This is a genomic window from Allobosea massiliensis (genome assembly GCF_042655245.1).
GTDB lineage: Bacteria > Pseudomonadota > Alphaproteobacteria > Rhizobiales > Beijerinckiaceae > Allobosea > Allobosea massiliensis.
In genome coordinates, this window is sequence record NZ_JBHSLU010000095.1 from 1 (window position 1) to 24,805 (window position 24,805).

General features: G+C 66.0%; 23 protein-coding genes and 1 pseudogene. 8 read left to right on the forward strand and 16 right to left on the reverse strand.

Going from position 1 to position 24,805, the window contains the following annotated elements; translation table 11 throughout:
- Positions 1-100: 100 nt before the first annotated feature.
- The 3 genes and pseudogenes from ACFPN9_RS24880 to ACFPN9_RS24890 form a co-directional block, all read left to right on the forward strand.
- Positions 101-538: pseudogene (locus tag ACFPN9_RS24880) on the forward strand (IS110 family RNA-guided transposase); the annotation flags it as partial.
- 520 nt (positions 539-1,058) lie between these two features.
- A complete protein-coding gene (locus ACFPN9_RS24885) occupies positions 1,059-1,946 on the forward strand; it encodes a cation diffusion facilitator family transporter (RefSeq protein ID WP_067990372.1) in 888 nt (295 codons plus the stop codon).
- Positions 1,947-2,162: 216 nt separating this feature from the next.
- Entirely contained in the window at positions 2,163-2,969 is an 807-nt protein-coding gene (locus tag ACFPN9_RS24890) for an LOG family protein (protein ID WP_066723731.1), read from the forward strand.
- A gap of 43 nt (positions 2,970-3,012) precedes the next feature.
- Here ACFPN9_RS24890 and ACFPN9_RS24895 read toward each other — a convergent pair whose 3' ends face one another.
- The 5 genes from ACFPN9_RS24895 to ACFPN9_RS24915 form a co-directional block, all read right to left on the reverse strand.
- Positions 3,013-5,607 (reverse strand): heavy metal translocating P-type ATPase, encoded by a 2,595-nt coding sequence (locus ACFPN9_RS24895; RefSeq protein WP_066723728.1) that lies wholly within the window; start codon positions 5,605-5,607, stop codon positions 3,013-3,015.
- A gap of 13 nt (positions 5,608-5,620) precedes the next feature.
- Complete coding sequence (locus ACFPN9_RS24900) at positions 5,621-5,935, reverse strand: hypothetical protein (protein ID WP_066723725.1); 315 nt, start codon at positions 5,933-5,935, stop codon at positions 5,621-5,623.
- A gap of 78 nt (positions 5,936-6,013) precedes the next feature.
- The gene (locus ACFPN9_RS24905; RefSeq protein WP_066723723.1) at positions 6,014-6,460 is read right to left on the reverse strand and encodes an MgtC/SapB family protein; all 447 of its coding nucleotides are present in this window, start codon (positions 6,458-6,460) and stop codon (positions 6,014-6,016) included.
- A 328-nt stretch (positions 6,461-6,788) separates the two neighbouring features.
- Entirely contained in the window at positions 6,789-7,082 is a 294-nt protein-coding gene (locus ACFPN9_RS24910; protein ID WP_066723709.1) for a hypothetical protein, read from the reverse strand.
- Positions 7,083-7,482: 400 nt separating this feature from the next.
- Positions 7,483-7,947 (reverse strand): hypothetical protein, encoded by a 465-nt coding sequence (locus ACFPN9_RS24915; protein WP_082732900.1) that lies wholly within the window; start codon positions 7,945-7,947, stop codon positions 7,483-7,485.
- A 245-nt stretch (positions 7,948-8,192) separates the two neighbouring features.
- Between ACFPN9_RS24915 and ACFPN9_RS24920 the strand changes: the two genes are divergently transcribed.
- From ACFPN9_RS24920 to ACFPN9_RS24940, 5 genes are all read left to right on the forward strand, one after another.
- Positions 8,193-9,107, forward strand: a complete 915-nt coding sequence (locus ACFPN9_RS24920) for a cation diffusion facilitator family transporter (RefSeq protein ID WP_067989487.1) — start codon at positions 8,193-8,195, stop codon at positions 9,105-9,107.
- Between the two features lie 264 nt (positions 9,108-9,371).
- Entirely contained in the window at positions 9,372-9,743 is a 372-nt protein-coding gene (locus ACFPN9_RS24925; protein ID WP_156450838.1) for a hypothetical protein, read from the forward strand.
- A complete protein-coding gene (locus ACFPN9_RS24930; RefSeq protein WP_377817808.1) occupies positions 9,740-10,018 on the forward strand; it encodes a YidB family protein in 279 nt (92 codons plus the stop codon). The genes ACFPN9_RS24925 and ACFPN9_RS24930 overlap by 4 nt, the downstream gene beginning before the upstream one ends.
- 628 nt (positions 10,019-10,646) lie before the next feature.
- On the forward strand, positions 10,647-12,176 hold the full coding sequence (gene tnpC / locus ACFPN9_RS24935) for an IS66 family transposase (protein WP_377817809.1): 1,530 nt from the start codon (positions 10,647-10,649) through the stop codon (positions 12,174-12,176).
- A gap of 72 nt (positions 12,177-12,248) precedes the next feature.
- Positions 12,249-12,563 (forward strand): transposase, encoded by a 315-nt coding sequence (locus tag ACFPN9_RS24940; RefSeq protein WP_377817810.1) that lies wholly within the window; start codon positions 12,249-12,251, stop codon positions 12,561-12,563.
- On the opposite strand, the gene ACFPN9_RS24945 is transcribed toward ACFPN9_RS24940, so the two are convergent.
- The 11 genes from ACFPN9_RS24945 to ACFPN9_RS24995 all read right to left on the reverse strand — a co-directional run bounded on the left by ACFPN9_RS24945 (position 12,474) and on the right by ACFPN9_RS24995 (position 24,664).
- Positions 12,474-13,553, reverse strand: a complete 1,080-nt coding sequence (locus ACFPN9_RS24945) for an ABC transporter ATP-binding protein (RefSeq protein WP_156450909.1) — start codon at positions 13,551-13,553, stop codon at positions 12,474-12,476. The genes ACFPN9_RS24940 and ACFPN9_RS24945 overlap by 90 nt on opposite strands.
- Positions 13,554-13,784: 231 nt before the next feature.
- Positions 13,785-14,318, reverse strand: coding sequence for a hypothetical protein (locus ACFPN9_RS24950; RefSeq protein WP_156451759.1), 534 nt, complete (start codon positions 14,316-14,318; stop codon positions 13,785-13,787).
- A 14-nt stretch (positions 14,319-14,332) separates the two neighbouring features.
- On the reverse strand, positions 14,333-15,823 hold the full coding sequence (locus tag ACFPN9_RS24955) for a TolC family outer membrane protein (RefSeq protein ID WP_082732935.1): 1,491 nt from the start codon (positions 15,821-15,823) through the stop codon (positions 14,333-14,335).
- A 309-nt stretch (positions 15,824-16,132) separates the two neighbouring features.
- The gene (locus ACFPN9_RS24960) at positions 16,133-16,528 is read right to left on the reverse strand and encodes a hypothetical protein (protein ID WP_245289757.1); all 396 of its coding nucleotides are present in this window, start codon (positions 16,526-16,528) and stop codon (positions 16,133-16,135) included.
- Between the two features lie 46 nt (positions 16,529-16,574).
- Complete coding sequence (locus ACFPN9_RS24965; protein WP_066735439.1) at positions 16,575-19,952, reverse strand: efflux RND transporter permease subunit; 3,378 nt, start codon at positions 19,950-19,952, stop codon at positions 16,575-16,577.
- Between the two features lie 11 nt (positions 19,953-19,963).
- Positions 19,964-21,271, reverse strand: coding sequence for an efflux RND transporter periplasmic adaptor subunit (locus ACFPN9_RS24970; protein ID WP_066735441.1), 1,308 nt, complete (start codon positions 21,269-21,271; stop codon positions 19,964-19,966).
- 560 nt (positions 21,272-21,831) lie between these two features.
- Complete coding sequence (locus ACFPN9_RS24975; RefSeq protein ID WP_066735435.1) at positions 21,832-22,227, reverse strand: hypothetical protein; 396 nt, start codon at positions 22,225-22,227, stop codon at positions 21,832-21,834.
- Between the two features lie 168 nt (positions 22,228-22,395).
- Entirely contained in the window at positions 22,396-23,187 is a 792-nt protein-coding gene (locus tag ACFPN9_RS24980; RefSeq protein ID WP_066735433.1) for a Bax inhibitor-1/YccA family protein, read from the reverse strand.
- Positions 23,188-23,211: 24 nt separating this feature from the next.
- Complete coding sequence (locus tag ACFPN9_RS24985; RefSeq protein ID WP_066735431.1) at positions 23,212-23,628, reverse strand: cation transporter dimerization domain-containing protein; 417 nt, start codon at positions 23,626-23,628, stop codon at positions 23,212-23,214.
- Complete coding sequence (gene lspA / locus ACFPN9_RS24990) at positions 23,622-24,284, reverse strand: signal peptidase II (RefSeq protein ID WP_349643730.1); 663 nt, start codon at positions 24,282-24,284, stop codon at positions 23,622-23,624. Before lspA ends, ACFPN9_RS24985 begins: the two co-directional genes overlap by 7 nt.
- Positions 24,281-24,664: a zinc-ribbon domain-containing protein gene (locus ACFPN9_RS24995; protein ID WP_082732937.1), complete on the reverse strand. Its 384-nt coding sequence runs from the start codon at positions 24,662-24,664 to the stop codon at positions 24,281-24,283. Before ACFPN9_RS24995 ends, lspA begins: the two co-directional genes overlap by 4 nt.
- Positions 24,665-24,805: the final 141 nt, after the last annotated feature.

A 24,805-nucleotide genomic window follows, 5' to 3' on the forward strand; every position in this document is an offset into this window, starting at 1 on the left:
GGCCGCTGCGACGCCGCAATCCGCAACCGCCTAAAGGCAATCGGCATGGGGGTCAGTTCTTCATGACGCAAAGGGGTCAGTTCCGAATGTCGCTGGACACCTTGATGCCGAGTTCGCCGAACAGGCCCGCTCTGACACGAATGCGCGCCGCCTCACGACCATCCCTGGCATCGGCGCCTTGAATGCCACCGCGCTCGTCGCGGCCATCGGAGATGTCAGCACCTTTGCGCGCGGGCGTGATCTGGCGGCCTGGCTCGGCCTCGTACCGCGACAGGTGACGACCGGAGGCCGTCCCAGGCTGCTGGGCATCACGAAGCGAGGAAGCAAATACCTGCGCAAGATGCTGATCCAGGGCGCGCGTTCCGCCATGCCGACGCTTTGCAAGAGCGACACCCGGCTGGGAAGTTGGCTGCGCGGGCTGCTGTCCCGGGCGCACACCAACACCGCCGTCGTCGCCCTCGCGGCCAAAATGGCGCGCACCGTCTGGGCGCTCCTGCGCCATGAACGCGTCTACGACAGCGCGGCTGGCGCGGCCTGAACCGGATCGGCCGGCCGAAGCGGGCGTCGACTCATGATATCTGCGAGCGGTGAGAGGAAGATGGCCTGACAGTCGATCGGTGTTCTGGAAGCCTCTGGCGAAAAATGGCGCTCGACGCCGTCCCCCTTATGAGGACCGGAACGCGCGAATCTCCATCTTGGCCAACGGCGCTGCAATGATGATCGCGCCGAGAGCGTCCATCGTCATCGCAATCCAGTGCAGGGCAAGGCCGACCCGTTCGGGCATGTCAACGTTCTTTGATCCGTGGCTTAAGCCGGGGCTCGGTCTCATCTCATAGCAGGAAAGGCGCGGGCCGTTCCAACTGGGACGGCTCCCGAGCGGAAACGCGGATCGCGTGGCCCCCCGGCAGCCACCACGGAATTCGTCCCGCCATGGGCGTTCCACCATGCCCGCGCTCCGCTTCTGCGAACGAATTGCAGATTGTATCGAAGAAGTTGTGAGCCAAAAGCCCGTTCAATAGAACGCGGTTGATAGAGCTCTTGAGGGAAGCCTCGCTTACATGTTGATCACACTGAAGCTCGCTACCGGCAGCATCCTGATTGGACTTGTCGTCCTCGGCCTCAAGATGCTGGCTTACTACTTGACCGGTAGCATCGCGCTCTACTCCGACGCCCTGGAAAGCGTCATCAATCTCGTGACCGCGCTCGCGGCTCTGACGGCCGTCCGCCTGGCTGCTCGACCGGCGAGCCACAGGCACCCGTACGGCTATCACAAAGCCGAGTATCTCTCGGCGGTGCTCGAGGGCGTTCTGATCGTGCTCGCCGCGCTCTCGATCCTGCGCGAAGCCTACTTCGGGTTCATCAGCCCGAAGCCGCTGGACGCTTCTTTCTCGGGGCTAGCGTTCAACGGACTGGCGAGCCTCATCAACGCGGCTTGGAGCTGGGTGCTCATCCGGGGCGGTCGCAAGAGCCGCTCGACGGCGCTGGAGGCCGATGGGCGTCACCTTCTGACCGACGTCATCACCTCGGCCGGCACGCTCGCCGGCGTCGGCCTGGTGTTCGCGACAGGATGGCAGGTCTTTGACCCCGGCCTGGCCGCCCTGGTGGCCATCAACATCCTTTGGTCCGGCTGGAGGCTTGTGAAGGACTCGGTCGCCGGCCTCATGGACGAGGCCGTCGCGCCGGAGATCCTCACGCGCATCCGTCACGTGATCTCGACCCATGCGGGTGGCGCGATCGAGGCACACGACGTACGGACCCGGCATGCCGGGCGCATGACGTTCATCGATTTCCACCTCGTCGTGCCGAGCACGATGCTGATTGCGGAGGCGCACGAGATCTGTGACCGGCTTGAGGGAGCGCTGAAAGCGGAGATCGAGGACGCCGTGACCACCATCCATGTCGAGCCCGAGAACAAAGCCAAGCATAGTGGCGTACTGGTTCTGTGATGGAAAGAACACGCCGAAAGGCTGGGAGCCGTATGCAAGACGATCAAAGTCGCCCTTCGCAACATCGCCACGAGAGATCTGAGCTCTGCAAAGCGATATGACCGCCAGAACAAGACTCAGCCGGCAAACCTCTCGCCTCCCGGAGCTGTGCGGCCGGCGCGCCCCACGACAAGTCGCCGGGGACCAAGTGGCCTGGACATCGGAGCCCAACCGCGTATGACTTCACCGCCCAAGGCCGAGGCCAATCGCGCCCAGCTGCAATCAGCATCCTATCGCCTGGCTGCGCTCGACCAGGAGTTCCTCCTCGGCGACTCCATGCGCGGCGTGCACTTTCTCCTGGAATACGCCAAGGCCGAGGAAGCCATGCGGGCCTGGGGCGTGCGCTCCACCATCGTCGTGTTCGGAAGCGCGCGGGTGCGCGAGGACGGCCCAGCGCAGCACGCGGAATGGTACCGGCAGGCCCGAGCCTTCGGGCGGATCGTCTCCGAGCGCGGCGGCGCGCTACACCCGGACGGAGGACTTCGCGACAATGTCATCGTCACGGGCGGCGGTCCCGGGTTGATGGAGGCGGCGAACCGAGGAGCACATGATGCGGGCGCGCCCTCGATCGGGTTCAACATTACACTGCCGCGCGAGCAGGACCCCAACCCGTACTCCACTCCGGAGCTGACCTTCCGCTTCCATTATTTTGCGATGCGCAAGATGCACCTCGCCATGAGGGCCAATGCGCTGGTCGTGTTTCCGGGCGGCTTCGGCACACTCGACGAGTTGTTCGAGATCCTTACCCTCAAGCAGACCGGCAAGGCGGTGCCGATCCCGATTCTCCTGGTCAACGAGGATTACTGGCGCGGGGTGGTCAACTTCGAGCAGCTGCTGAGCATGGGTATGGTTGCGGAAGAGGAGTTGCGAATCTTCGAGTTCGCGAGCAATGCGGAGGCGGCTTGGTCCATCCTCGAGCAGCACAAAGTCACTGTCCCGCCCCCGCCGTCGTTGCCGGAGCAAATCAGCAAGCCGGCCATGTGAGCCCGCCGGGTGCTGAGCCGTAGTTGAACCCAAACGCCTTGGCTCACGCTGCTCGGACCGCCGCTGAAGAGCGGCGCTCCCTCGGGTCGCGGTAGGCGAGCAGGCGCAGCGCGTTGGCAACGACGACAAGGGTCGAACCTTCGTGGAAGAGGACGGCGATCCCGATCTGGAGCCCGAGCACCGTCGCGGGAATCAGGAAGACCACCATGCCGAGACTGAGCCACAGGTTTTGACGGATGATGCCGCTCGTGCGCCGGCTCAGGCCCACCGCGAACGGCAGGTGCTCGAGGTCGTCGGCCATGAGCGCCACGTCCGCCGTCTCGAGCGCCACGTCCGAGCCCGCTGCGCCCATGGCGATCCCGACCGTCGCGTTCGCCATGGCGGGAGCGTCATTTACGCCATCGCCCACCATCGCCACCTTCTGCTGTGCGCGCAGCTTCTTGATCGCCTCGACCTTGTCCTCCGGCATCAGGTCGCCCCAGGCCTCGTCAATGCCGACCTGCCGCGCCACGGCATCCGCGACGCGCTGGTTGTCCCCGGAGATCATGATCATGCGCGAGATGCCGAGCTCGCGCAGCCGCGCGACCACGCGGGTCGCGGGCTCGCGCGGCGTGTCCATCAGCCCGAGCGCGCCAAGGTAGCGCTCGCCGCGCCGGACCACCATCGTGGTGCGCCCCTGCTCTTCAAGGCCCTCGATCGTGGTCTGCACGGCCGGCGGAAGCGGCGGCCCCTCAACCTCGGTGAACAACTCGCTTTTGCCGACGAACACGGGCTCGCCGTCGATCCTCGCCGCCAGGCCACGCCCGGTGATGCTGCGCAAATCCTGCGCGTTCGGGATTCCGACCGCGTTTCCGAGGCGCGCACGCCCGTCGCGGACCACCGCGGCCGCGAGGGGGTGATCGCTCAGACCTTCCACGCTGACCGCAACGATGAGGAGTTCGCGTTCGTCCACGCCCGGCGCTGGGAGCACGTCAGTGACGCGCGGCTTGCCCTCGGTCAGGGTCCCCGTCTTGTCGAAGGCGATGGCGCCGAGCGTGCCAAGGTTTTCGAGCGGGCCGCCCCCCTTGACCAGCACCCCGCCCCGGGCGGCTCGCGCGACACCGGAGAGGACGGCGCTTGGCGTAGCGATCGCGAGCGCGCAGGGGCTGGCGGCGACGAGCACGGCCATGGCTCGGTAAAAGCTGTCGCGGAACGGCTCGTCCACCACCACCCAGGCAAACAGCAGGAGCACCACGAACGCGAGGACGGCGGGAACGAAGGCGCGCTCGAAGCGGTCGGTGAAGCGCTGCGTCGGCGACTTCTGCGCCTCGGCCTCGCTCACCATACGAACGACACGGGCGAGCGTCGTGTCGGCCGCCCGCTTCGTGACCTGAATCTCAAGTGCTCCGCTGCCGTTGATAGTGCCGGCATAAACGCGATGCTCGGCTTCCACCCCGTCTGGCCTGGCGGCAGCGCGCTCGGGGTCATCGACCGGCTGCTTGTCGACGGGCACGCTTTCGCCGGTCACAGGGGCTTGGTCAACGCTGCTTATACCCCGGACGATGAATCCATCGGCCGGAATGCGCGCGTTCGGCTTTACAATAACCGTGTCGCCGATCACGAGGTCTTCGACCGGAACTTCGCGCACCGCCCCATCCCGCCGAACCTCCGCTGTTCGCGGCGCGAGCTCGGCGAGCGCCTCGATGGCGCGGCGCGCCCGCCCCATGGCGTAGTGCTCGAGCGCGTGGCCGAGACTGAACAGGAAGAGCAGCAGCGCGCCTTCGGCCCACTCCCCGAGCGCCGCCGCGCCAGCCGCCGCCACGAGCATGAGCGTATCGATCTCGAACCGGCCGATGCGGAGGGAGTCGACGGCCTCGCGCAGGGTGTAGAAGCCGCCAAAGCCGTAGGCCCCGATATACAACGCGAACGGTAGCCATGCGGGCGCACTGGTCGCGACCGAGATGAGATAGCCGAGGCCGAGCAGTGCCCCACAGATCAGGGCGAAATAGAGCTCGGTATTCTCGCCCAGCACGCCGCCATGGGCGTGGGCATGGGCATGCTCCTCATCGTGGCGATGCTCGCCGGCTGCATGCTCCTTTCGATGTGCGCGCTCGTCATCCTCGTGCTCATCATCCCCGTGCCTGTGTTCACGCCCGGAAGGTTCTCGTCCCTCCACCCGGACCACCTCCCGTGGCCCATCCTCCCGGACTCGCACACGCAATTCGTCAAGCACGCGACGGAGATCCTGCTCGGAGGTCGCTTCGCGGTCGAACTCGATCCGAAGCGGCCCGGCCGCCGACACCTCCGCCTCGACCACGCCCGGCATGCGCTGCAGCCGTTCCGCGATCGTGCGGGCCCGCCGTTGATGCTGAACCCCGTCCACCTCCCACAGAACATGGGCGAAGCGTTCGGTGAGGCGAGCGCCGGCGCTTTGGGCGATCTCCCGCACTCGCGCGAGGCTCAGCACCTCCGGGTCGTAGTGGATGCAGAGCTTGGCGGGCTCTTCGCCGGAAGCTGGGGCGATATGGACTCGTTCCATGCCCTCGCGGTCGGCCAGATCGCTGACGAGACGCCCGACGCACGCGTCGGCTTCGCCCGGTGCCTCCGGAAGAAGAACGGGCAAGTCCAATTGCAAGCGCTGAGCTGCGTTCTTGAGCATGGTTGGGCGGCTTTCAAGCGGTGAAAGAGGGATGTCGGAGCCGGAAGGCGCGATTGCGGCGCGAGCGTTCCTTGAGCTCGCGGTAGCTCGAGCCGTGCGCGGGTCCAATCATCCGCACCATGATAACGGCCGCGATCGCGATCAACATCACCCGAATAACCATCTGGATCTCCAGCGAGATTTGAAAAGCATCATAGCTGGCCTTGGGCTGGCCCGGACCACCGCTCAACTGTGTGGCCTGAGAGTTTTGCTTAGCCGAAGCGGCCGCAGCAACGGTGTCGTCGGTCAACGCGCTGTAGGAAAAAGGCCGGCCCAGCAAGGTGAGCACTAACCTACTCGTATGCCTCACTGGTCACGTCATCATTGGCCATCGTATCAGGTGCAACACATCGAGAACGAAAGCACCTTACTTCGTATTTGGACGGACAACCTCCTTCAAGGGCCCCAGACAGCGCAAGGTCACGAAGGTGACGAGGCTCAAGATTGCAGCGATGTCGTAGAGGCCAAACCCGACCGCGGCCCCGAGCGCACCGGTCGCCCACAGGCTTGCGGCCGTCGCTGTGCCGGACGCTTGTCCCGCATGCTTGAGAATGGCCCCGCCCCCGATGAAGCCGACGCCCGTGATCAGCCCTTCCAGGATTCGAGCCTGAGCGGTCGAGCCCTCGCCCAAGACGCGGATCGCGATCAGCACGAAGCCGCAGCTCGCGACGGCGACGAGCGGAAAGGTCCGGATCCCTGCGCTGCGCTCCTCTCGCTCCCGATCCCACCCAATGGGAAGGGCAAGGCCGTAAGCGATCGCAAGATCGACAAGGTGGGACGCTACCTCCCACCAGCTCAAAGATTCCAGCCTCATAGGGGACTTATAGCGTCGCCGAAGCCTGCTCGATAGTCGCGTTACGGTCGACTGGCCGGCCGGACTCAGCCACAGTAGCAGGTCTCAGCTCGCCTCCAGGCCTTACTGCCGCTGCGGACTCACGACGCTCACCTCAAGGACGGGCCAGATGACCGCGTGGTGGTCCAAGCGTCCGATGCAGCGACAAAACTGGAAGATAGCCGGTCCAGTTGGTGGGAGCGTCGAAAGGCGGGGCAACCTACCCCACCCAATGCGCTCCCGTGTGATTTGCCGATTCGTGACTAAAAGCGGCCTCCCCTGCCGCCCTCGTGACCGCCACCCCCCTGCATCATGCGCCGCGATGGCCGCGACCGCTCACCATGCCGCCCCGGTGGCCACCACCGCCCCGCATCATGCCGCCCCGATGACCGCCGCCGCCCTGCATCATGCCGCTGCGATGTCCGAAGCCCCGCGGGCGATGACCAATGGCCGGGCCGTGCTGCACAGTGTCGACGAGGCCGAACGCGTGAACGGCGCTCCGAATGTCCGGCATTCCCATAGGCGCCGCTTGGGCGCGTCCGCTGCTAAGCTGACCGCCGATCAATGCGCCCGCGGTTGCAAGCGCGAAGATGAATTTCTTCATGTATTTCTCCTGGCCGCCACCCCGGGACAGCGGAGAACAGGAACCTTTGGTTCAGGGAGCTGACCCGGTCAGTGTTAAAGAGGCCCGTCGCACGAGCAGGTCAGCGAGCTCGACCATTCTGCGATGTCTGGGGTAGCGCCTGCCATCCCATCCTGGCACCCATCGCGGGTATCCTGGCGGCGTCGCCTCGCGCGTTACGCGAGCGAGCGGGCTGACGGTGGCCTCGCCACGGAGGTGCCCGCGAGAGGGATGACCCACAACTGTGCACGGCGGGGCAATTGTCGGCCATGGGAGAGCGCTGGCCTAAAGAGAGACCAGCGGGTCGTAACCATGGCGCCGAGCAAGCCTGTCGAGTGGCGGGCCAACCTAAGCTCCGATCAGCCTCGCCGGATCTCAGGCCTCAGTAGCAGGTCTCGACCCAAGCGCGCCGCAGGCCGTGGCGCGTCCGAACCCACTGGCGCTCGAGCGCGCAGGCGGGCGCGTAACCTCGTCCGTAGCCATAGCCGTACACGGCCGGGGTGTAGCCGTATCCATAGCCGTAGGCGCTGGGATAGTAGCTCGACCCGTAGAGGCCATAGGCGCCGAGCCCCGCCGCGGCGGCAATGAAGGGCGCCGCCCCATAGAACCCGTGCCCCTGGTGGCGCCGGACGTGGTGGCCGCCGAAGCCGCCGTGCCCTCCCCAAACCGCCCGGTGCCCGAAGCCGCCGTGCCCTCCCCGGAAGCCATGACCAAAGCCGCCGTGGCCGCCGCCATGAAACCCTCCTCCGTGACCGCCGCCGTGGTGCTGCGCTAGAGCCGCTTGCGGCAGCATCGCCGCGCCAAGCCCCATGAGCAGGCCCATGATCATCCCGGTTCGTTTGTTCATGACTACCTCCGTCGCAAGCCCCCCGAACCCTCGCACCGAATCAACGCTCAACTTGCCGCAAAGCTCCCGAAGGCCGGTTCCACGGCACGCACCGTTCATGGCAACACTCCACTTGAGACTCGGCGGGGGCTTCGAAGAGTGCGGATTCCGATTCCGACCGGCCATCATTCCGATAATTGACCGGCCGGGATTCCGATAATTCTCCGGCCACCATTCCGATTAATGACCGGCCACCAGCCGGGGGTATGAGCGCTCTGGGTCAGGCACCAGTTTCCGGCTCCGGCTCCGCCGCAAGCCGTCACCGGAGCCGCCTCGCCTGGGCGTTCGGTCTAACGGTCGCCTACATGGCGGCCGAGGTGATCGGGGGCCTGATCACGGGCAGCTTGGCGCTGCTCGCCGATGCGGCCCACATGCTCACTGACGCCGGCGGGCTCGCCCTTGCGCTGTTGGCCATCCGATTCGCCGAGCGGCCGGCGACCCCGCAGAAGACGTACGGTTATCTCCGGACGGAGATCCTCTCAGCGTTGGCCAACGCCGTCGTGCTGCTGCTTTTGACCGTCTACATCCTCTACGAGGCCTACAAGCGCTTCCTCGCCCCGCCCGAGATCCTCTCCGGGCCGATGCTGGCGGTGGCGGCCGTCGGTCTCGTCGTCAACCTAATCAGCATGCGGCTGCTCGCTGGCGGATCGTCCGAGAGCCTCAACGTCCAGGGCGCCTATTTCGAGGTCTTGAGCGACATGCTGGGCTCGATCGGGGTGATCCTCGCGGCCCTCGTCATCATGTTCACCGGCTGGACGCTCGCCGACCCGATCATTGGCGCCGGGATCGGCCTCTTCATCGTGCCGCGGACCTGGCGGCTTCTGAAACAGGCCATGCACATCCTCATGGAAGGCACCCCGCCCGAGGTCGACATGAGCCTTCTCGAGACGGGCCTCCGCGAGATCCCCGGCGTCACCGCCGCGCACGAGCTTCATGTCTGGACGATCACCTCGGGCATCGATGCCATGAGCGGCCATGTCGTCGTCCGCGATATGGCGGAATCGAAGATGGTGCTTCGGGCCGCGCGCCAGCTCATGAAGGAGCGCTTCAACATCGACCACGTCACGATCCAGGTCGAGGACGAGGCCTTGCGCGCCGAGGAGGCCGTGCTGCGGGTTTGATCACGCCATGCAGCGAGCCGCTCCCACCCCGGAGAGCTATGGGACCCGGAGCAGGCGGGATCCGTCTGGAAAATGGCGATGCACGCGCTCGAGGATCGCCTGTCCCGCAGAGCAAAGGGCACCAGATGAAATCCCCGCGGCAGTCTCTTCTCTGGGCCGTTCTCCGGCGCCAGAATACGCGAGCAGCCGTCGTGAAATCTGCACGGCCTGCAACTTTCCCTTCGGGGCCTCGTTGTCCTGCGGTGATCCAAGGAGACGACAGCCGTGGGTTTGCTCGACAACATCTTCGGTGGCAATCAGGCCGGCCGCGGCGGGACTTCCCCGCTCACGCTCGCATTGCTTGCTCTGCTCGCCTATCGGACTTACCAGGGCAAGGGCCGCCTTGCGGACATGCTGGGCCGGACACCGGACGGCCGTCCACCGGGGCCTGCTACGGGAGACCGCGCGCCGGGCGGAAGCCGCGAGCCCCCGGGCGAGACCGCGGGCTCGCCTAGAGGCGGCGGGCTCGGGAACCTTCTCGGCGGCCTCTTCGGCGGCGCGGCAGGGCGGCCGACGGGAGGCGGCGGCGGTCTCGGCGATCTGCTGCGGGCGGTTTGGGCGGCGTGCTCGGCGGCGCAGCGGCCGGCACGCTCGTGAATGGCGGTCTCGGCGACCTGATGAGGCGGCTGCAGCAGACCGGCTACGGCGATACGGCCGATTCTTGGGTGGGTCGTGGTCCCAATCGCGCCATCGGCCCGGCCGAGCTGGAAGGTGCAATTGGACGCGACACATTGCAGTCCTTGGCAAGTGAAACGGGACGTCCCTACGACGAGGTCCTGTCAGAACTGAGCCAAAGCCTCCCCGACACGATCGACCAGCTCACGCCTGACGGACGCATGCCGACCGAAGACGAAGCGTCTCGCTGGGTCTGAAGGCGCCGACAGGCAAAGTTCGTGGCGGGGCGATCGGCGGAACGTCCTGATCCAACTGAGCCCTCACTCAGCCATGATACAGTGGTTTACCCGGATCGTTCAGGTCGACAAGGCCGTGCATTGCCCCTCGAGAACACCTCAAATCCACCCGCGGTAATATGCGAGCGCCACGAAGAAAGCCGCGAGGACCACGAGCCCAATCACCAGCTCTACCATGAGCCTGCGCCGTGTATGGCCGCGAGGATAGCCTGTCTTGCGATTATCCATTGTTCCACCTTCGGTTCGAACGGCTCCCAGGACTGCGGACTCCGCCGCGAGGACAGGTGATTCGGTCCTGTTGCATGTATTGTTTGTGTGAGAATCGCTGATGGCATCTTGGCGCAGAGCACACCCTCGCTATCGATGGCCTTGCCTGCTACGCCCTCGGGTCAGCGACGCCACTCCTCCGGGTTGGCCGTGGAAACTGCCGGTGCCGCGCCGCGTTGGTGACCGCGGCGCAGCTTCAGGGGTTGCTTGAAGGCCTCGACTGGCGCCGGGTGCATGAACGGCGCGAGACGCGCGTCCCTGTCGCGGCAAGTTGACCGTTCAGCACTGGCAAGCCGCTGGAATCCATGGTTGAATCGGTCTCGTGAGCGACGCGGCCGAACCTGTGACCAACGATCCGATCGCACTTCGGGCGATGCTCGCGGCGGAGCGTGCCGAGAATGAGCGGCTGCGCCAGATCATCAAGGAGTTGCAGCGCCATCGCTTCGGGCGTCGGGCCGAGAGCCTGCCGATCGACCAGCTGTTGCTCGGGCTCGAGGAGGCCGAGCAGATCGAGGCCGAGGGCCTCGCCGGCGAGGAAGCGGCTGATCCCGCCAAGCGCGCTGACCGGGTCGGGAAGCGTCGCGCCAACCGCGGCTCGTTGCCCGCGCACCTGCCGCGCATCGAGCAGGTTGTCGATATCCAGGATATGGCCTGCCCCTGCTGTCGCGGGCAGCTCCACATCATGGGCGAGGATGTGTCCGAACGCCTCGACATCGTGCCCGCCCAGTTCCGCGTGATCGTGACGCGTCGGCCGAAATACGCCTGCCGGACTTGCGAGGAGGTCGTGGTCCAGGCGCCGGCGCCCGCCAGGCTCGTCGAGGGCGGCATCCCGACAGAGGCCACGGTGGCCCATGTCCTGGTCGCGAAATATGCCGATCACCTCCCGCTCTACCGGCAGTCCCAGATCTATGCCCGGCAGGGCGTGAACCTGGATCGCTCGACCTTGGCCGACTGGGTCGGCAAGGCAGCCTTCCTGCTGCGGCCGGTACATGAGCGCTTGTTCGAGCGGCTGAAGGCGTCGACCAAGCTCTTCGCAGACGAGACCACGGCCCCTGTGCTCGATCCGGGCCGCGGCCGGACCAAGACCGGCCAACTCTTCGCCTACGCTCGCGACGAACGGCCCTGGGGCGGCGCCGATCCGCCGGGCGTGGTCTATCTCTATGCACCCGACCGCAAGGCGGAGCAGCCGATCCGGCATCTTCAAGGCTTCGCCGGCGTGCTGCAGGTGGACGGTTACGCCGGCTACAAGGCGCTGGCTGGCAGGAATGCCGTGAGCCTGGCCTTTTGCTGGAGCCACGCCCGGCGCAAGTTCTACGAACTGGCCGAGGCCGGCCCGGCGCCAATCGCTTCGGAAGCGCTCGCGAGCATCGCAGAACTCTACCGCATCGAGGGCGATATCCGCGGGCGCTCTGCCGAGGAACGACGCGACGCCCGCCAGGCCAGAAGCCGCCCCATCGTCGAGGCGCTGGAGCCGTGGCTGCGCGCCAAGCTTCTTCTCGTCAGCCAGAAGAGCAAGCTTGCCGAGGCGATCCGCTATGCTCTCTCGCGCTGGCAGGGCCTCTCTTGCTTCCTCGACGATGGCCGTATCGAGATCGACTCCAACGTGGTCGAGCGCGCCATCAGACCAATCGCCCTGAACCGCAAGAATGCACTGTTCGCGGGCAGCGACGGCGGCGCCGAGCATTGGGCCGTCATCGCCTCCCTCGTGGAGACCTGCAAGCTCAACGCCGTCGACCCGCAAGCCTATCTCGGCGACGTCATCGCCCGCATCGTCGCCGGCCATCCCCAGAGCCAGATCGATGAGCTCCTGCCGTGGGCCTACGCACCGGCCCCGCTCAAGGCCGTGGCCTGAGAACAGCGCATACATCCCATCGCATTCGACCTCACCGGCGGCGAAAAGGGCGATGCGCCGCATTTCCCGATCCTGCTCGGGCTCGGCCCGGATCTCGATCCGCGGGCCGCTGTCGGTGACAAGGGCTACGCCAGCAGGGCCAACCGGCAAGCGGCGCGCTCACGCGGCATCATCCCGGTCATTCCGCACAAGGCCAACGAGAAGGACAAGCCCGCCTTCTTCGCCAAGGCCCTCTATCGCGGGCGAGCTCGCATCGAGCAGGCCGTTGGAAAGCTCAAACGCTTCAAGCGCGTTGCCCTACGCTGCGAAAAGACCAAGCGAAATTTCGCAGCCATTGTCGCTCTCGCCGCAGCATTCGTCTTGGTAAAATCCGTCCACACCGCCTAGGTTGGAGGTGTAGTTGTACAGGGTCTTGAACCGCGCCTTCAGCTCGGTGATCTCAAGACGGACCTGCTCGAGCGCCTCGGCTTGGCGGATGTGGTGGTGGGTGGGCGAGCGATCACCTCGACCATCCACAGCGTCCAGAATTCCATGCGTAAGAGCAGCGTTGAAGCCGCGGGTCGCATGCACGCGCTCGCGAACCTTGCCATTGATACGCCGCTGCAGCCGCGGCAGGACGGCGATCTGCAACGGCAGCATCATCAGGGCCGCCAAGGCGAGCGCGACGTTCTGCATGAACAGGAACACCACGCTCGTGACGAGCGTGCGACCTTGGATCAGCGGCACGACAAGCAGGCTGCCGCCGAAATAGCCGATCGGCTCGCATTCCTGGATCGCCACCGCGGCGAGGGTTGACCGGCCGCGCGGACAGCGTTCCGCACGCCGGCGCCGGATCACTGCGAGCCGGATGCGTCGGACGATGCGTTCACTGACTCGGCCCCGGACTACGTTTGCGGTGTATTTGATCAAGCTGTTGGCCGTGGGGACGAGCAGGTAACTGGCGCAGAGCGCAAACAGCAACGCCTCCGAATCAAGCGCGATGCCGAGGAAATCCATCTTCGGCCCATGCTCGGCTAGCGCGTGATTGATGATGTGCTTCGGCAGCAGCAGCAGGACGTAGGTGGCCGGGATGGTGAGGACGGACAAGACCACCAAGCGGACCTGAAATGGCACTGTGGCGCGCAGCACGAAGCGCTCGAGAGTGGGAAAGGCCTTCTTCGAGTCTGCTAACGCGTCATCTACCCTCCGCGCGCGTCCGCGCCGCCAATGTACAACGGCGGACCACACGAGCCGCAGCAGATGCCATCCCAGCCAAGCCGGCGTGACCACCAGCACGATGACGAAGATCGGCAGCATCCAGTGATGGTCTTGCGGGGTGTGGACCCACACGACCATGTGCATCAGGCGGTAAAGCTGCTCGACGGTGTCTTGCAACACCGTTCAGCTCCTCGTCGGTCCAGGCGTTTTCCCTCTTGGTCTCATCACGCGTCCTCGCTCCCTCGTTGACCGCCCGGCATAGGAGCGGCCCCCCGGGTCTCGACGGGGAGCCGCTCCCGCTCCCATCGCGCGCGCGGGGGCAGTGCTTCGCGATGGAACTCGATGACGACAATCACGTAGCCGGATGCTCATCCCTGGCCTGCCCTCGGGCATTTTCCTGATCCAGCCCGCCTAGCCGATCGCCCGCCGCAGCCACTGGGCGTAGTAGCGCGCCAGGATCACGATCCGCCGTTGCTCGTTGTCGGGCTGGTACCAAGCCCCTCCGGTGCTCGACGGCAACGCCAGGAGCTGCGGATAACGGGCGACGATTTCACCGCTCGGAGCCAGGAGGAGCGCGTCCCCTTCGAGGTAGTCCGTCTCCCCTCCGCCGCCGCCTCGGCCACCGCCACCTCCGCCACTGCCCCCTCCTCCGCCACCCCCGCCGACGTAGGCAGACAGCGTCAATCCGGTGAGGCGGACCACCAGTCTCTGACCACCAAGACGGTCGGCGAACACGGCCTGCAGCTCGGCTGTCATCGTCGAACGGATCAACTCGGCCGTCGGGCCGAGACCAAGGGCCAGGAGGCGATCGACGTCCACCACAACGGAAGAGGGCGCACGTCCGGCGCCGCGCACGCGAGGGGCTGCACTCGAGACCGCAGGAACGAATGCGCTCACGGCGGCCGACGAGGCAGCGAGGAACGAGCGGCGTGAGATCCGAGTCATGGTCATCTCCTGTGTCATCGACCATCGGGCGTGCGCAGCCCAATCCAGAGATCCTTGACCTGGTCGAAGTGGCGCTTTGCGTCGTAGCTGGGGGCCCTGAGCGCGAGAACGCGGGCTGAGAGCCGGCCGACCGCGGACAGCACGCTGTAGGATGCGACGACCCTGTCGCGTTGGGCCGTGACGAGGTTCACTCGCGCGTTGAGCAGCTCCTGCTGCGCGTTGAGGACCTCGAGGGTCGTGCGTTGTCCGACGCGCGCCTCTTCGCGCACGCCGGTGAGCGCGATCTCGCTCGCTTGGATTTGCGTCTGGGCCGCGGTGATCTGGGCCTTGGTGGCTTCGAGCTGTCCCCAAGCAGACAGCACGGCGGCGCGGACCTGATCACGGGTGACCTCGACCTCGATGCGGCGCTGGCCGGCCGTTTCCTTGGCCTGGCGCGTGCGGGCATAAACCTCGCCGCCCTCATAGATCGGGACCGTCAGGCGCACCACGGCAGTGGCGGCGGTCCGAGCGTCGCCGCGTGTTTCGACGTCGGAGCGGCGCGAGAGTCCGGCGCTGAGGCCGAGCGAGGGATAGAGTTCACCTTCGACGACCTTGACCTCGAGCTCGGCCGCATCGACGCCGTGCAGGGACGCTTTGATCGCCGGGTGCTCCGCGAGCGCCGGGAGACTGCGGGGAAGCCAGCGATCGGCGGGCGGCCCTGGGGCCAGCGTCTTCGGATCGACGCCGATCACCTGACGGTAGCGCGCAATGCTGGCGCGCAGGTTGGCTTCGGCGAGGCTGACCTGCGACCGGCTTCCGGCGAGTCGCGCCTCCGCTTGCGACACGTCCGTGCGCGTGACCTGGCCCGCCTCGTAGCGCTCGCGCGTCTGGCTGAGCTGCTCGTTCAGGAGCTCGACGTTGTTGCGTTGCAGATCCAGAATCGCCGTGTCGCGCAACACGTTCATGTACGCGGAGACCGCATCGAAGAGCAGGTTCTGCTCCGTGTTGCGCAGCGCCTCGCGGGCGCCGAAGACTTGCGACTCGGCCGTGCGCACATTGTTGCGCGTCCGAAAGCCGTCGAAGAGCGTCTGGTTGAGAGTGATCCCCGCCCCGCGCGGAAACAGAGAGCCGGATTGGCCGCTGGCCCCTTCCATGCCGCCCGGTGTCGAACTGCGCATCGCCGCGACACCTGCGTCGGCCTCGGCGGAAATGCGCGGCCGATAGCCAGAGAGCGCCCGCGGCACGTTCTCGTCCACAGCCCGCAAGCTCGCCCGCTCGGCGTTAAGCTGGGGGTTTGCCCCATAAGCCCGCGCCAGCGCACCCGGCAGGGTCTCGGCGGCCGCTCCATACACGCCAAACGCGACGGCGACGCTTGCAAGCACGCCGGTCAGGAGGAGCTCGATGGTCCGTCGCGCGTGGCGATCACGTCCTTGGCACGGGGTACTGTTTCGCCGGTTACTGCCCCACGGGCATGGGGCCGTGACGCGTTCGAACGAGATGCCCAGCGATGGGACGGCGTGAGCCATCAGCGTGAACCGTCGCGCAAAGCGGGCTTCTGCCCCGTTTGGTTGTTCGGTGCAGCCTCCCCTCCTGGCTCCACGCAATGCGGCCGCTCATCCTCGAGCGGGTTTCTCGGCCGGGAGGTGGTCGCCGCAACACCTGGCAGCCGCAACACGCGCAAAGGGTCATGCGGTCCGGCAATGCAGTCCGCCTGCCGAGGCGGGCTGCCGACCGGCAGAACGAGATGCGAGGCGATCAGGATGACGGAGGGTAAAATCATGGACTTGCTTGCGTCGTCGGCTGAGAAGGGGTCGCCTGGAGAGATCCCGGATCGTTCACCCAGGCGGAGCGCGAAGGGTGCGGTAGAGTTCGTTCACCCCGTCGCTGAAATCCTCCCCCGCATTCTTCGAACAAAAGGTGCGCAGAAACTCCGCCTGCTTCAGCAAAGGGAACGCCGGGGGCGTAAGGTCGAGTCCTTCGTCCTTGCCCGCAGGCGCCCGGATCAGAAGCCCGTTCATGTAGCTCTGCGCCCAGGCGAAGAAGTTCTTCTCGACATCAGGGCGACCGGCGATCTCGCGAAGAAAAACCTGGCAGCTCGCGGCGCCGATGCCGACGATCTTCACTGATTGGGCCTGGGCTTGTCCGGCCATGAGACCTGCGATTGTTGCGAGAACCGCGGGCAACGCGGATCTGGCCTGGAGCGCGCTGCCGCGGAGGGTTGGTGTCGGCATCGATTTCTCCTGAGCTCTGTCGGACCGCCGCATTCCCGTTGCCCCTTCATTCAGCCGCTTGCCTAGCTGGCACATGTTCTTCCGTGTCTGGCGTGTCCGGCAGCTCCGGCTCGTGATGAGAGTCGACGCACGCCCGCGCCTTGTGTCCGGAGAAGCGGGCATACAGCGCTGGCAGCACCACGAGGGTCAGGATGGTCGCGCTGATCAGGCCGCCGATGACCACGGTCGCCAACGGTTTCTGGACCTCGGCTCCCGTTCCGGTGGCGAGTGCCATGGGCACGAAGCCGAGCGAGGCGACGAGCGCCGTCATGGCGACCGGGCGCAGGCGCACCAGCGCCCCCTCATAGATCGCCTCGAGCTTCGGCACGTCGTCATCCATGAGCTGCTTGATGAAAGTCAGCATGACGAGACCGTTCAGCACCGCGACGCCCGACAACGCGATGAAGCCCACCGCGGCGGAGACCGAGAACGGCATGTCGCGCAGCCACAGGGCGAAGATCCCGCCCGTCAGCGCCAGCGGCACGGCGCTGAACACCAGGAGTGCGTCGCGTGCTGACCCGAGTGCGCTGAACAGAAGCAGGAAGATCAGGACGAAGCACGCCGGCACCACGATCATGAGCCGCTGGCGTGCGGCCGCCAGGTTCTCGAACTGGCCGCCCCAGGTGATGTAGTAGCCGGCGGGCAGCTGGACCTCTTGGGCGATCCTCGCTTGCGCCTCGTTGACGAGCGAAGCGATGTCGCGTCCGCGCACGTTGGCAGTGACGACGACGCGCCGCTTGCCGTTCTCGCGGCTGATCTGGTTGGGTCCTTCCGCGATCTCGATGCTGGCCACCTCCCGCAGAGGAATGGTCGCCCCAGTGGCTCCTTGGCCGGCAGCCGCCGGAAGAGGCACCGGCAGATTCAAGAGCGCGTCGACATCGGCGCGGATGCCGTCCGGCAGACGCACGACGATGTCGAAACGCCGGTCGCCCTCGAACACGAGGCCGGCCTCTCGTCCCCCGATCGCCGTGCCGATCACGTCCTGAACGGCCGTGAGGCTCAAGCCGCGGCGCTCGATCTCGTCGCGGTCGATCTTGATCTCCTGGAACGGAAGGCCTGTCGCCTGCTCGACCGAGACGTCAGCCGCGCCCTCAAGCCCGCGCAGGATGTTGGCGATCTGGTTGGCGGCCGCGAGCATCGGCTCGAACTCCTCGCCGAAGACCTTGACGGCGAGATCGCCACGGGTGCCCGCAAGCAGCTCGTTGAAGCGCATCTGGATCGGCTGCGTGAAGGACAGGTTGTTGCCGGGAAGCCTGCCGACCGCCGCCTCCATGTCCTTGATCAGCTGCTCCTTCGAAAGGTTGGGGTCGGGCCATTCCTCCTGCGGCTTGAGGATGATAAAGGTGTCGGACGCGTTCGGCGGCATCGGGTCGGCTGCGACCTCCGCCGTGCCCGTCTTCGAGAACACGAACGCGACCTGCGGAAAGCGGCTGATCGCCTTCTCGACCGCGAACTGCATCTCCTGCGACTGGGACAGCGATGTCGACGGGATGCGCAGCGCCTGCATGGCGATGTTCTTCTCATCGAGGGTCGGGATAAACTCCTGGCCGAGCCGGGTGAACAAGCCCGCGCTGGCGGCGAAGAGGAGAACGGCCCCGAGGATGAACGACACCGGGAACCGGATGGCTCGTCGCAGCACCGGCCGGTACACGGCCTTGAGGCCGCGCACGAAGAAGTTCTCCTTCTCCTGCACGCGTCCGGTGATCACGATGGCGATCATCGCCGGCACGAAGGTCAGCGAGAGCACGAAGGCGGCGACGAGCGCGATGATGACGGTGAGCGCCATTGGCTCGAACATCTTGCCCTCGACGCCCGTGAAGGTCAGGAGCGGTGCATAAACGAGGATGATGATGGCCTGCCCGTAGACCGATGGGCCAATCATCTCCTCGGCCGACTCGCGCACGGTCGTCAGGCGCTCGCCTAAGCTCAGCTTCCGGCCGAACTCGTGCTGCCGTTCGGCCAAGTGCCTCAGGCTGTTCTCGGCGATGATGACCGCGCCGTCGACGATGAGACCGAAGTCGAGCGCGCCGAGGCTCATCAGGTTGGCGCTGATCCTACCCTGCACCATCCCGGTCATAGTGAGGAGCATCGCGATCGGGATCACAAGCGCCGTGATGAGCGCCGCTCGGAAGTTGCCGAGGAGCAGGAACAGCACCAGGATGACGAGCCCGGCGCCCTCGGCCAGGTTTTTGCTCACCGTCTTTACGGTGGCGTTGACCAGGAGCGTGCGGTTCAGGACGGTCTTGGCGATGATGCCCGGCGGCAGCGACTTGTTGATCGTCTGCATCTTGGCGTCGACGGCCGCCGCGACCGTGCGGCTGTTGCCGCCGATCAGCATCAGCGCGGTGCCGACCACCACCTCCTGGCCATTCTCGCTCGCGCTGCCGGTCCGGAGCTCCTTTCCGATAGTGACCTCGGCGACGTCCCTCACCCGGATCGGCACGCCTTCCCGGGTCGCGACGACGATGCCGCCGATCTCGCTCATCCGCTCGACGCGCCCGCCCGAGCGCACGACGAAGCCCTCGCCGTTGCGCTCGACATAGCCTGCACCGCGGCTGACGTTGTTGGCCTCGATGGCTGTGGCGATCTCGCCAAATGACAGCCCGTAGCCGATCAGCTTCGCCGGGTCGGGCTGGACGTGGTACTGCTTCTCGTAGCCGCCGATCGAGTCGACGCCCGCGACCCCCGGAACGCTCTTCAGCTGAGGCCGGATGATCCAGTCCTGGACCGTGCGCAGATAGGCGGCGCGCTGGAAGTCGTCGGTGAGACGCTGGCCCTCGGGGGTGAGGTACGTGCCATCGCTCTGCCAGCCGGGCTTGCCGTCCTGGATAGGTGCGGGCGGGCGCTCAGCACCGGCGCCATTCGCCCCGTGAGCTCCGCCCTTAGCGGGCGCCGTGCTGGCCTCAGTACCCTTCCCTGCGCCCTCTCCGACCCCTGCCGGTAGCACATACTCGACCGTGTACATGTAGATCTCGCCGAGACCGGTGGAAATCGGGCCCATCCGGGGCTCGGCGCCGGGCGGCAGGCTGCTCTTGGCGTCGGTCAGGCGCTCGTTGACCTGCTGACGGGCGAAATAGATGTCGGTCTTTTCGCTAAAGACGGCGGTCACCTGCGAGAAGCCGTTTCGCGACAGCGAGCGCGTGTACTCGAGCCCGGCAATTCCGGCGAGCGTCGTCTCGATCGGGAACGTGACCTGCTTCTCGATATCGTAGGGGGAGAGAGCCGTCGCTGTCGTGTTGATCTGGACCTGGTTGTTGGTGATGTCCGGAACGGCGTCGATCGGCAGCTTGGTCAGCGAGTAGACGCCGAAGGCGGCCGCGAGCAAGGTGACGAGCACCACGACCCAGCGGTGATGAACCGAGAAAGCAAGGATGCGGGCAATCATGAGACTTGGCCTTAGTGGGCGTGGGAGGCTTCGGACTTGCCGAGCTCGGCTTTGAGCGTGAAGGTGTTGGCGACCGCGATTTCCTCGCCGGGATCGAGCCCGAACACGATCTCGGTCGACTGCCCATCTGTGCGGCCGAGCACGACCTCGCGCTTCTCGAACCCCTCCGGTGTGCGCACGAACACGACCTGGTCCTTGCCGACGGTCTGGAGCGCGGTCTTCGGCACGACGAGGGGAGCCTTCTGCTCCTCGACGACGATCCCGGCGGTCACGAAAGCGCCCGGCTGCCACACGCCGCTCTTGTTGGAGATCTGAGCCACGACGCGGGCGGAGCGTGTCTCCGGATTGAGCATCGGGCTCTTGAAAACGATCTTGCCGTCAGCCCGCTCGTTCATGCCGCCCGCCGTAACCTGGACCGCTTGGCCCTCCTTCACTAAGGGCAGGTCGCGTGGAGACACGGCGAGATCGACCCAAACTTGCGACAGGTCGGCGATCCCATAGAGTTCCTTGGGCTGGCCCTCGCCGCCGACAGCCGCCCCGAGATTGACGAGGCGCTCGACGATGCGGCCGGCAAGCGGCGCGCGGAGCTCGTAGCGCTGCAGGGCGGTCGACTGGCGTGACAGGCCGGCGATCTCCTTGTCGGGTACGCTCAGAGCCGTGAGCTTCTGGCGGGCGAGGTCGAAGCGCAGCTGCGCTTCCGAGAAGGTGGTGCGGGCGCGCAGGAACTGCTGCTCGGCGGTGATGTTCTTCTGGAACAGCATCTGCTCGCGCTCAAAGAGCGTCTTCTGCAGGTCGAAGTTGACCTGAGCGCCGAGGTACTCGCTCTTGGCGTCGGCTACTTCGCGGCTGTCCAGGACGGCGACGACCTCGCCCTTCGCGACGCTATCACCGAGCTGCTTGTTGAGGTCTGCTACGGTTCCAACCACCTTCGCCGCAACGCGCGCGATCCGGTCCGCCGCGGGAACGACCGTGCCCGGAACGGTCAGGCGCCGCGCGAGCGTGCCGTCGGAGGCTTTGGCCGTCTCGATCTTGGCCGCGGCGATCTGATCGGCGGCGAGCTTGAGCACGCCCTCCTTGCCCTCTTCCTTCTCAGCACCCCCGGCTCCATGGCCATGACCATCGTCCTTGCCGCCGCCATGGGCCTCCTTGCCCTCGGCCTGCTTCGGGGGGGCCTTCGGGGGCTCCTGGGCGCTGAGTTGAGCAAGCCCCGGCAGAGGCACGGCGCCTATGACGGTTCGGGCGGTCCGCGAGACCTCCGGAACGATGCTCGCGACGGCAACGCCGACGACGAGCGCGACGATGATGAAGAGAAAGCGCAGGAACATACCACCACCTCCGACAGGTGCTCGCGGAGCGAACCGGTCGAGGCCTTGCCTGCTGTGCAGGCGCGGCCCAATGCTCAACCGCCCAAGCCCATTAAGACGAGCTTGGGATGAGGCCTGAGGCGGCTCGTGTCCGAGCCGCGTCAGACCTCAGGGCGGTCAGGCGCGGGGTGGCTTGAAGGGAAGGGAGCCCGGACCGGGCCGGGGCGCTGCGTCAGATCTCGCGGGGTGATCCGCGGCTGAGCGGACGCGCTCGACCGAGACGGCGCTCCAGGACGGCCGGACGGCCGAATGGCAGGCGCAATGCGCATGCTGGACGAGCCCAGCATCCCCGGAAGGGCTCGGGACATCTGTGTCCCCAGTGGTGTTCGTGATCGCGGCCGAGGCGAGGTCCGGAACAGGGCCGGTCGCAAAGCCCTGAAGCGGCACCATCAGTGTCAAGAAGATGACCATAGCCATGGCATGCGCGATCAACGCCTGCCACAACGGGCGGCGCTTTCCATTCGCGCATCGGGTGGTCCGTGAAGCCATGGCCTTGATGGAGTAAGCGCCTGTGGTTAGCGGCTGGTTACGTCGACGTTATAGCGGCCCTTACCGACCTCGGTCGACCCCGTCTTGAGGGTCACGGTCGCCCGGAACTTACCCTCGACCGGGAAGTCGACCTTGCCCGATAGCATGTTGTCGCTAGCGGGCTTGAGTTCAAGTGTCTTCTGCTCATTGCCCTTGGCCAGCACCATCGCGGTCGCGCTGAACTTTGACGCGTCGACCTTCTTCTCCTTGTCGTCGAGGACGTAGAGCATGGCATCCGTGCCCTTGACTACGAGCTCGGCTTCGTAGGAACCGATCTTCTGGACCTGGCCGCCGTGCTCCGCCCCGTGCGAATGCGCTTGCGCCAGGGCGAGTGCGGGAGAGAGGGCGAGAGCCGCTACCAAGAGCATACGGAAATTAGACATTAGTCACCTCATCATGATGTGTGTCAGGAGAAATCCGAACGCAGATCGAACGACACGCTGTCTTGCAGCGGAACTTGGCCCAAACTGAGGTGCCGCAGGCCTCCCTGACTGGCCCGCAACCCTTCAGCCCGTGAGACAGTCACGCCGCGCATGCCGGGCGAACTCACTCTATTGATTGCGGTTTCCGAACAGGGCGAGCAGGAACTGGAACATGTTGATGAAGTCGAGATAGAGGGTCAGCGCGCCGAAGATCGATGCCTTGGCCGCGGCCTCGCCGTCTGCCGAGCCGAGCTCGTAGACGTACATCTCCTTGAGCTTCTGCGTGTCATAGGCGGTGAGCCCCGCGAAGATCAGTACGCCGATGACCGAAATCGCGAACTGCAACGCGCTCGAAGCCAGGAAGATGTTGACGAGCGAGGCGATGATGAGCCCGATTACGCCCATGACCAGGAACGAGCCCATCCCTGACAGGCTGCGCGAGGTGCTGTAGCCCCAAAGGCTGAGCGCGCCAAAGGACGCGGCCGCAATGAAGAACACTTGCACCACGCTGGCCCCGGTGTAGCGGATGAGCAGCGTCGAGAGCGAGGCGCCCATCACAGCCGCGAAGGCGAGGAAGGTTGTCCGCGCAGTCGCCGCCGACATGCGGTCCATCCGGAACGAGAAGAAGAAGATGAAGGCAAGCGGCGCCAGCGCCAACACCCACATCAGGGGCGTCGCGTAGAGCAGCCGGCCGAAGCTGGTCAGGGGAATGCTGCCGATCCGGGCGACGGCGTCGGCCTGAGAGCCCGCAACGGCGAGCTTGTTGACCCCGAGCGCCACCAGCGCCGACAGCGCCAGCCCCAGCACCATGTTGTTGTACACGCCGACCATGAAGGCGCGCAGGCCCTGGTCGACCTCGGCTTGGCTCCGGGCAAGAGGCGAGCTGCCCCAGGTGGGGGGTCTTGAATCGTACCGTTCCATCGCTGTCTCCCGTTTTAAACCTATTCAGGCTTTCTGCGGCTTTTCCGCGGCCCGGAGCGCCTCAGTCTCGACCTGGATCGTCACATGGTCGGCGTCAAACTCGTCCGCCAAGATCCGACGCGCATCGGTGAGAATACGTTCCGCTTGCGCCATGTCGACGACCACGAGATGCGCACTCATCGCGTCAATCCCGGAGGCGGCGACCGACACGTGCACGTCGTGCACCGCCGTCACGCCCGGGATGGCGAGCAGCTGGCGCTCGACGAGGCGGACAACGTAAAGCCTGATATCCGAGCCCTTTCTGACCAGCTCAGCTCCGCAACTGCCGATGTTCTGAACCTCCCGGCGATGCGGCAGCAACCCTTGCGAATAAGCTTGGGCCAGAGCGAGCGCGGGAACAAGGGCGAAGCTCGCCGTGAACAGGATCCGTAGCTTCAGCATCGAGAGCCTCGCGTGGTGCTGCCTTCAACGCGGATATGAGGGTTCGAGGGCTTGTCGGGCACCTTTGCTGGACAGTGCTCGCCGCCGAGCTTGTTCAAGCTGAGGTCCTGCCAGCTCCTTCGGTTGCGGATCGGAGAGCGGTGCGGGGATCGTCGTGGCTGAACCACCGCGACAATCATCAGCATCACGCCGACCGTAATCGCGACATCGGCCATGTTGAAGGCTGGCCAGTGCCAAGCTCCGACATGAAAATCCAGGAAGTCCGTGACGGCGCCCTGGCGCACACGATCGACGAGGTTCCCGGTCGCGCCGCCCGCGATGAGGCCAAGGCCGAGGGTCTCGCGCGGCTGCTCGCTGCGCATCGCCCAGACGAGAAGGCCCGCCGCGACGGACCCGGTGATCCCTGCCAGCAGCATGGGCCGATCCGCAAAGGCGCCGCTTAGCAGGCCGAAGCTGACCCCTGGATTGAATCCGAGTGTCAGATTGAGGACTGGCGTGACCTCGATCACGCGAGGCGGCACCATGACGAGGCTCTGGATAAGCCACTTCGTGCCAAGATCTGCGACGAGTGCAACCGCAAACGCCAGGAGCGCCATCCCCGTGCGAGACCAGGTTGGGCTCATGACGCGAGCACGCTCTCCGGATTGCCAGGTCATGGACTCGCGGCCTGACCGCAGGACGGGCAGAACTTGGCGCCGGGCTCAAGGCTGGCTCCGCATTTCGAACACTTTGCTTCTTCCGGCCCGAGACGCTCGCCGCACTGGCCGCAGAACCGTGCCGAGGGTGCGTTGTCGGACCGGCAGCTCGGGCAGACAACCACGCGGACGGGCTCGGCCGTATCGCATTGATGCCCGGGCGCGGGGCTTTGCGGAGCCGCGGGCCAACCTGGAGTTGGGGCGCCCGGCCCGGGGCCCGGCGCCCCCCAAGGCCCACCGCCGTAGGACCCGTGCCCGCCACCGTGGCCGCCATGACCTCCGCCAAAGCCGCCGCCGTGACCGCCGCGAAGGCCCCCTAGCAAGTCCCGTAGAAAGCTCATGGTTTGCTCCTCTGGTGCATGTTTGAGCTCTGCTGAGCTAAGTGTCAACGGCGGTCGGATTCCAGGCCATCGTGGCGGAGTAAAAGCAGGCCACTGGCGTTGGTGAGCGGCGGATATGGCGAGGGCCCCGATCGGGGCCCT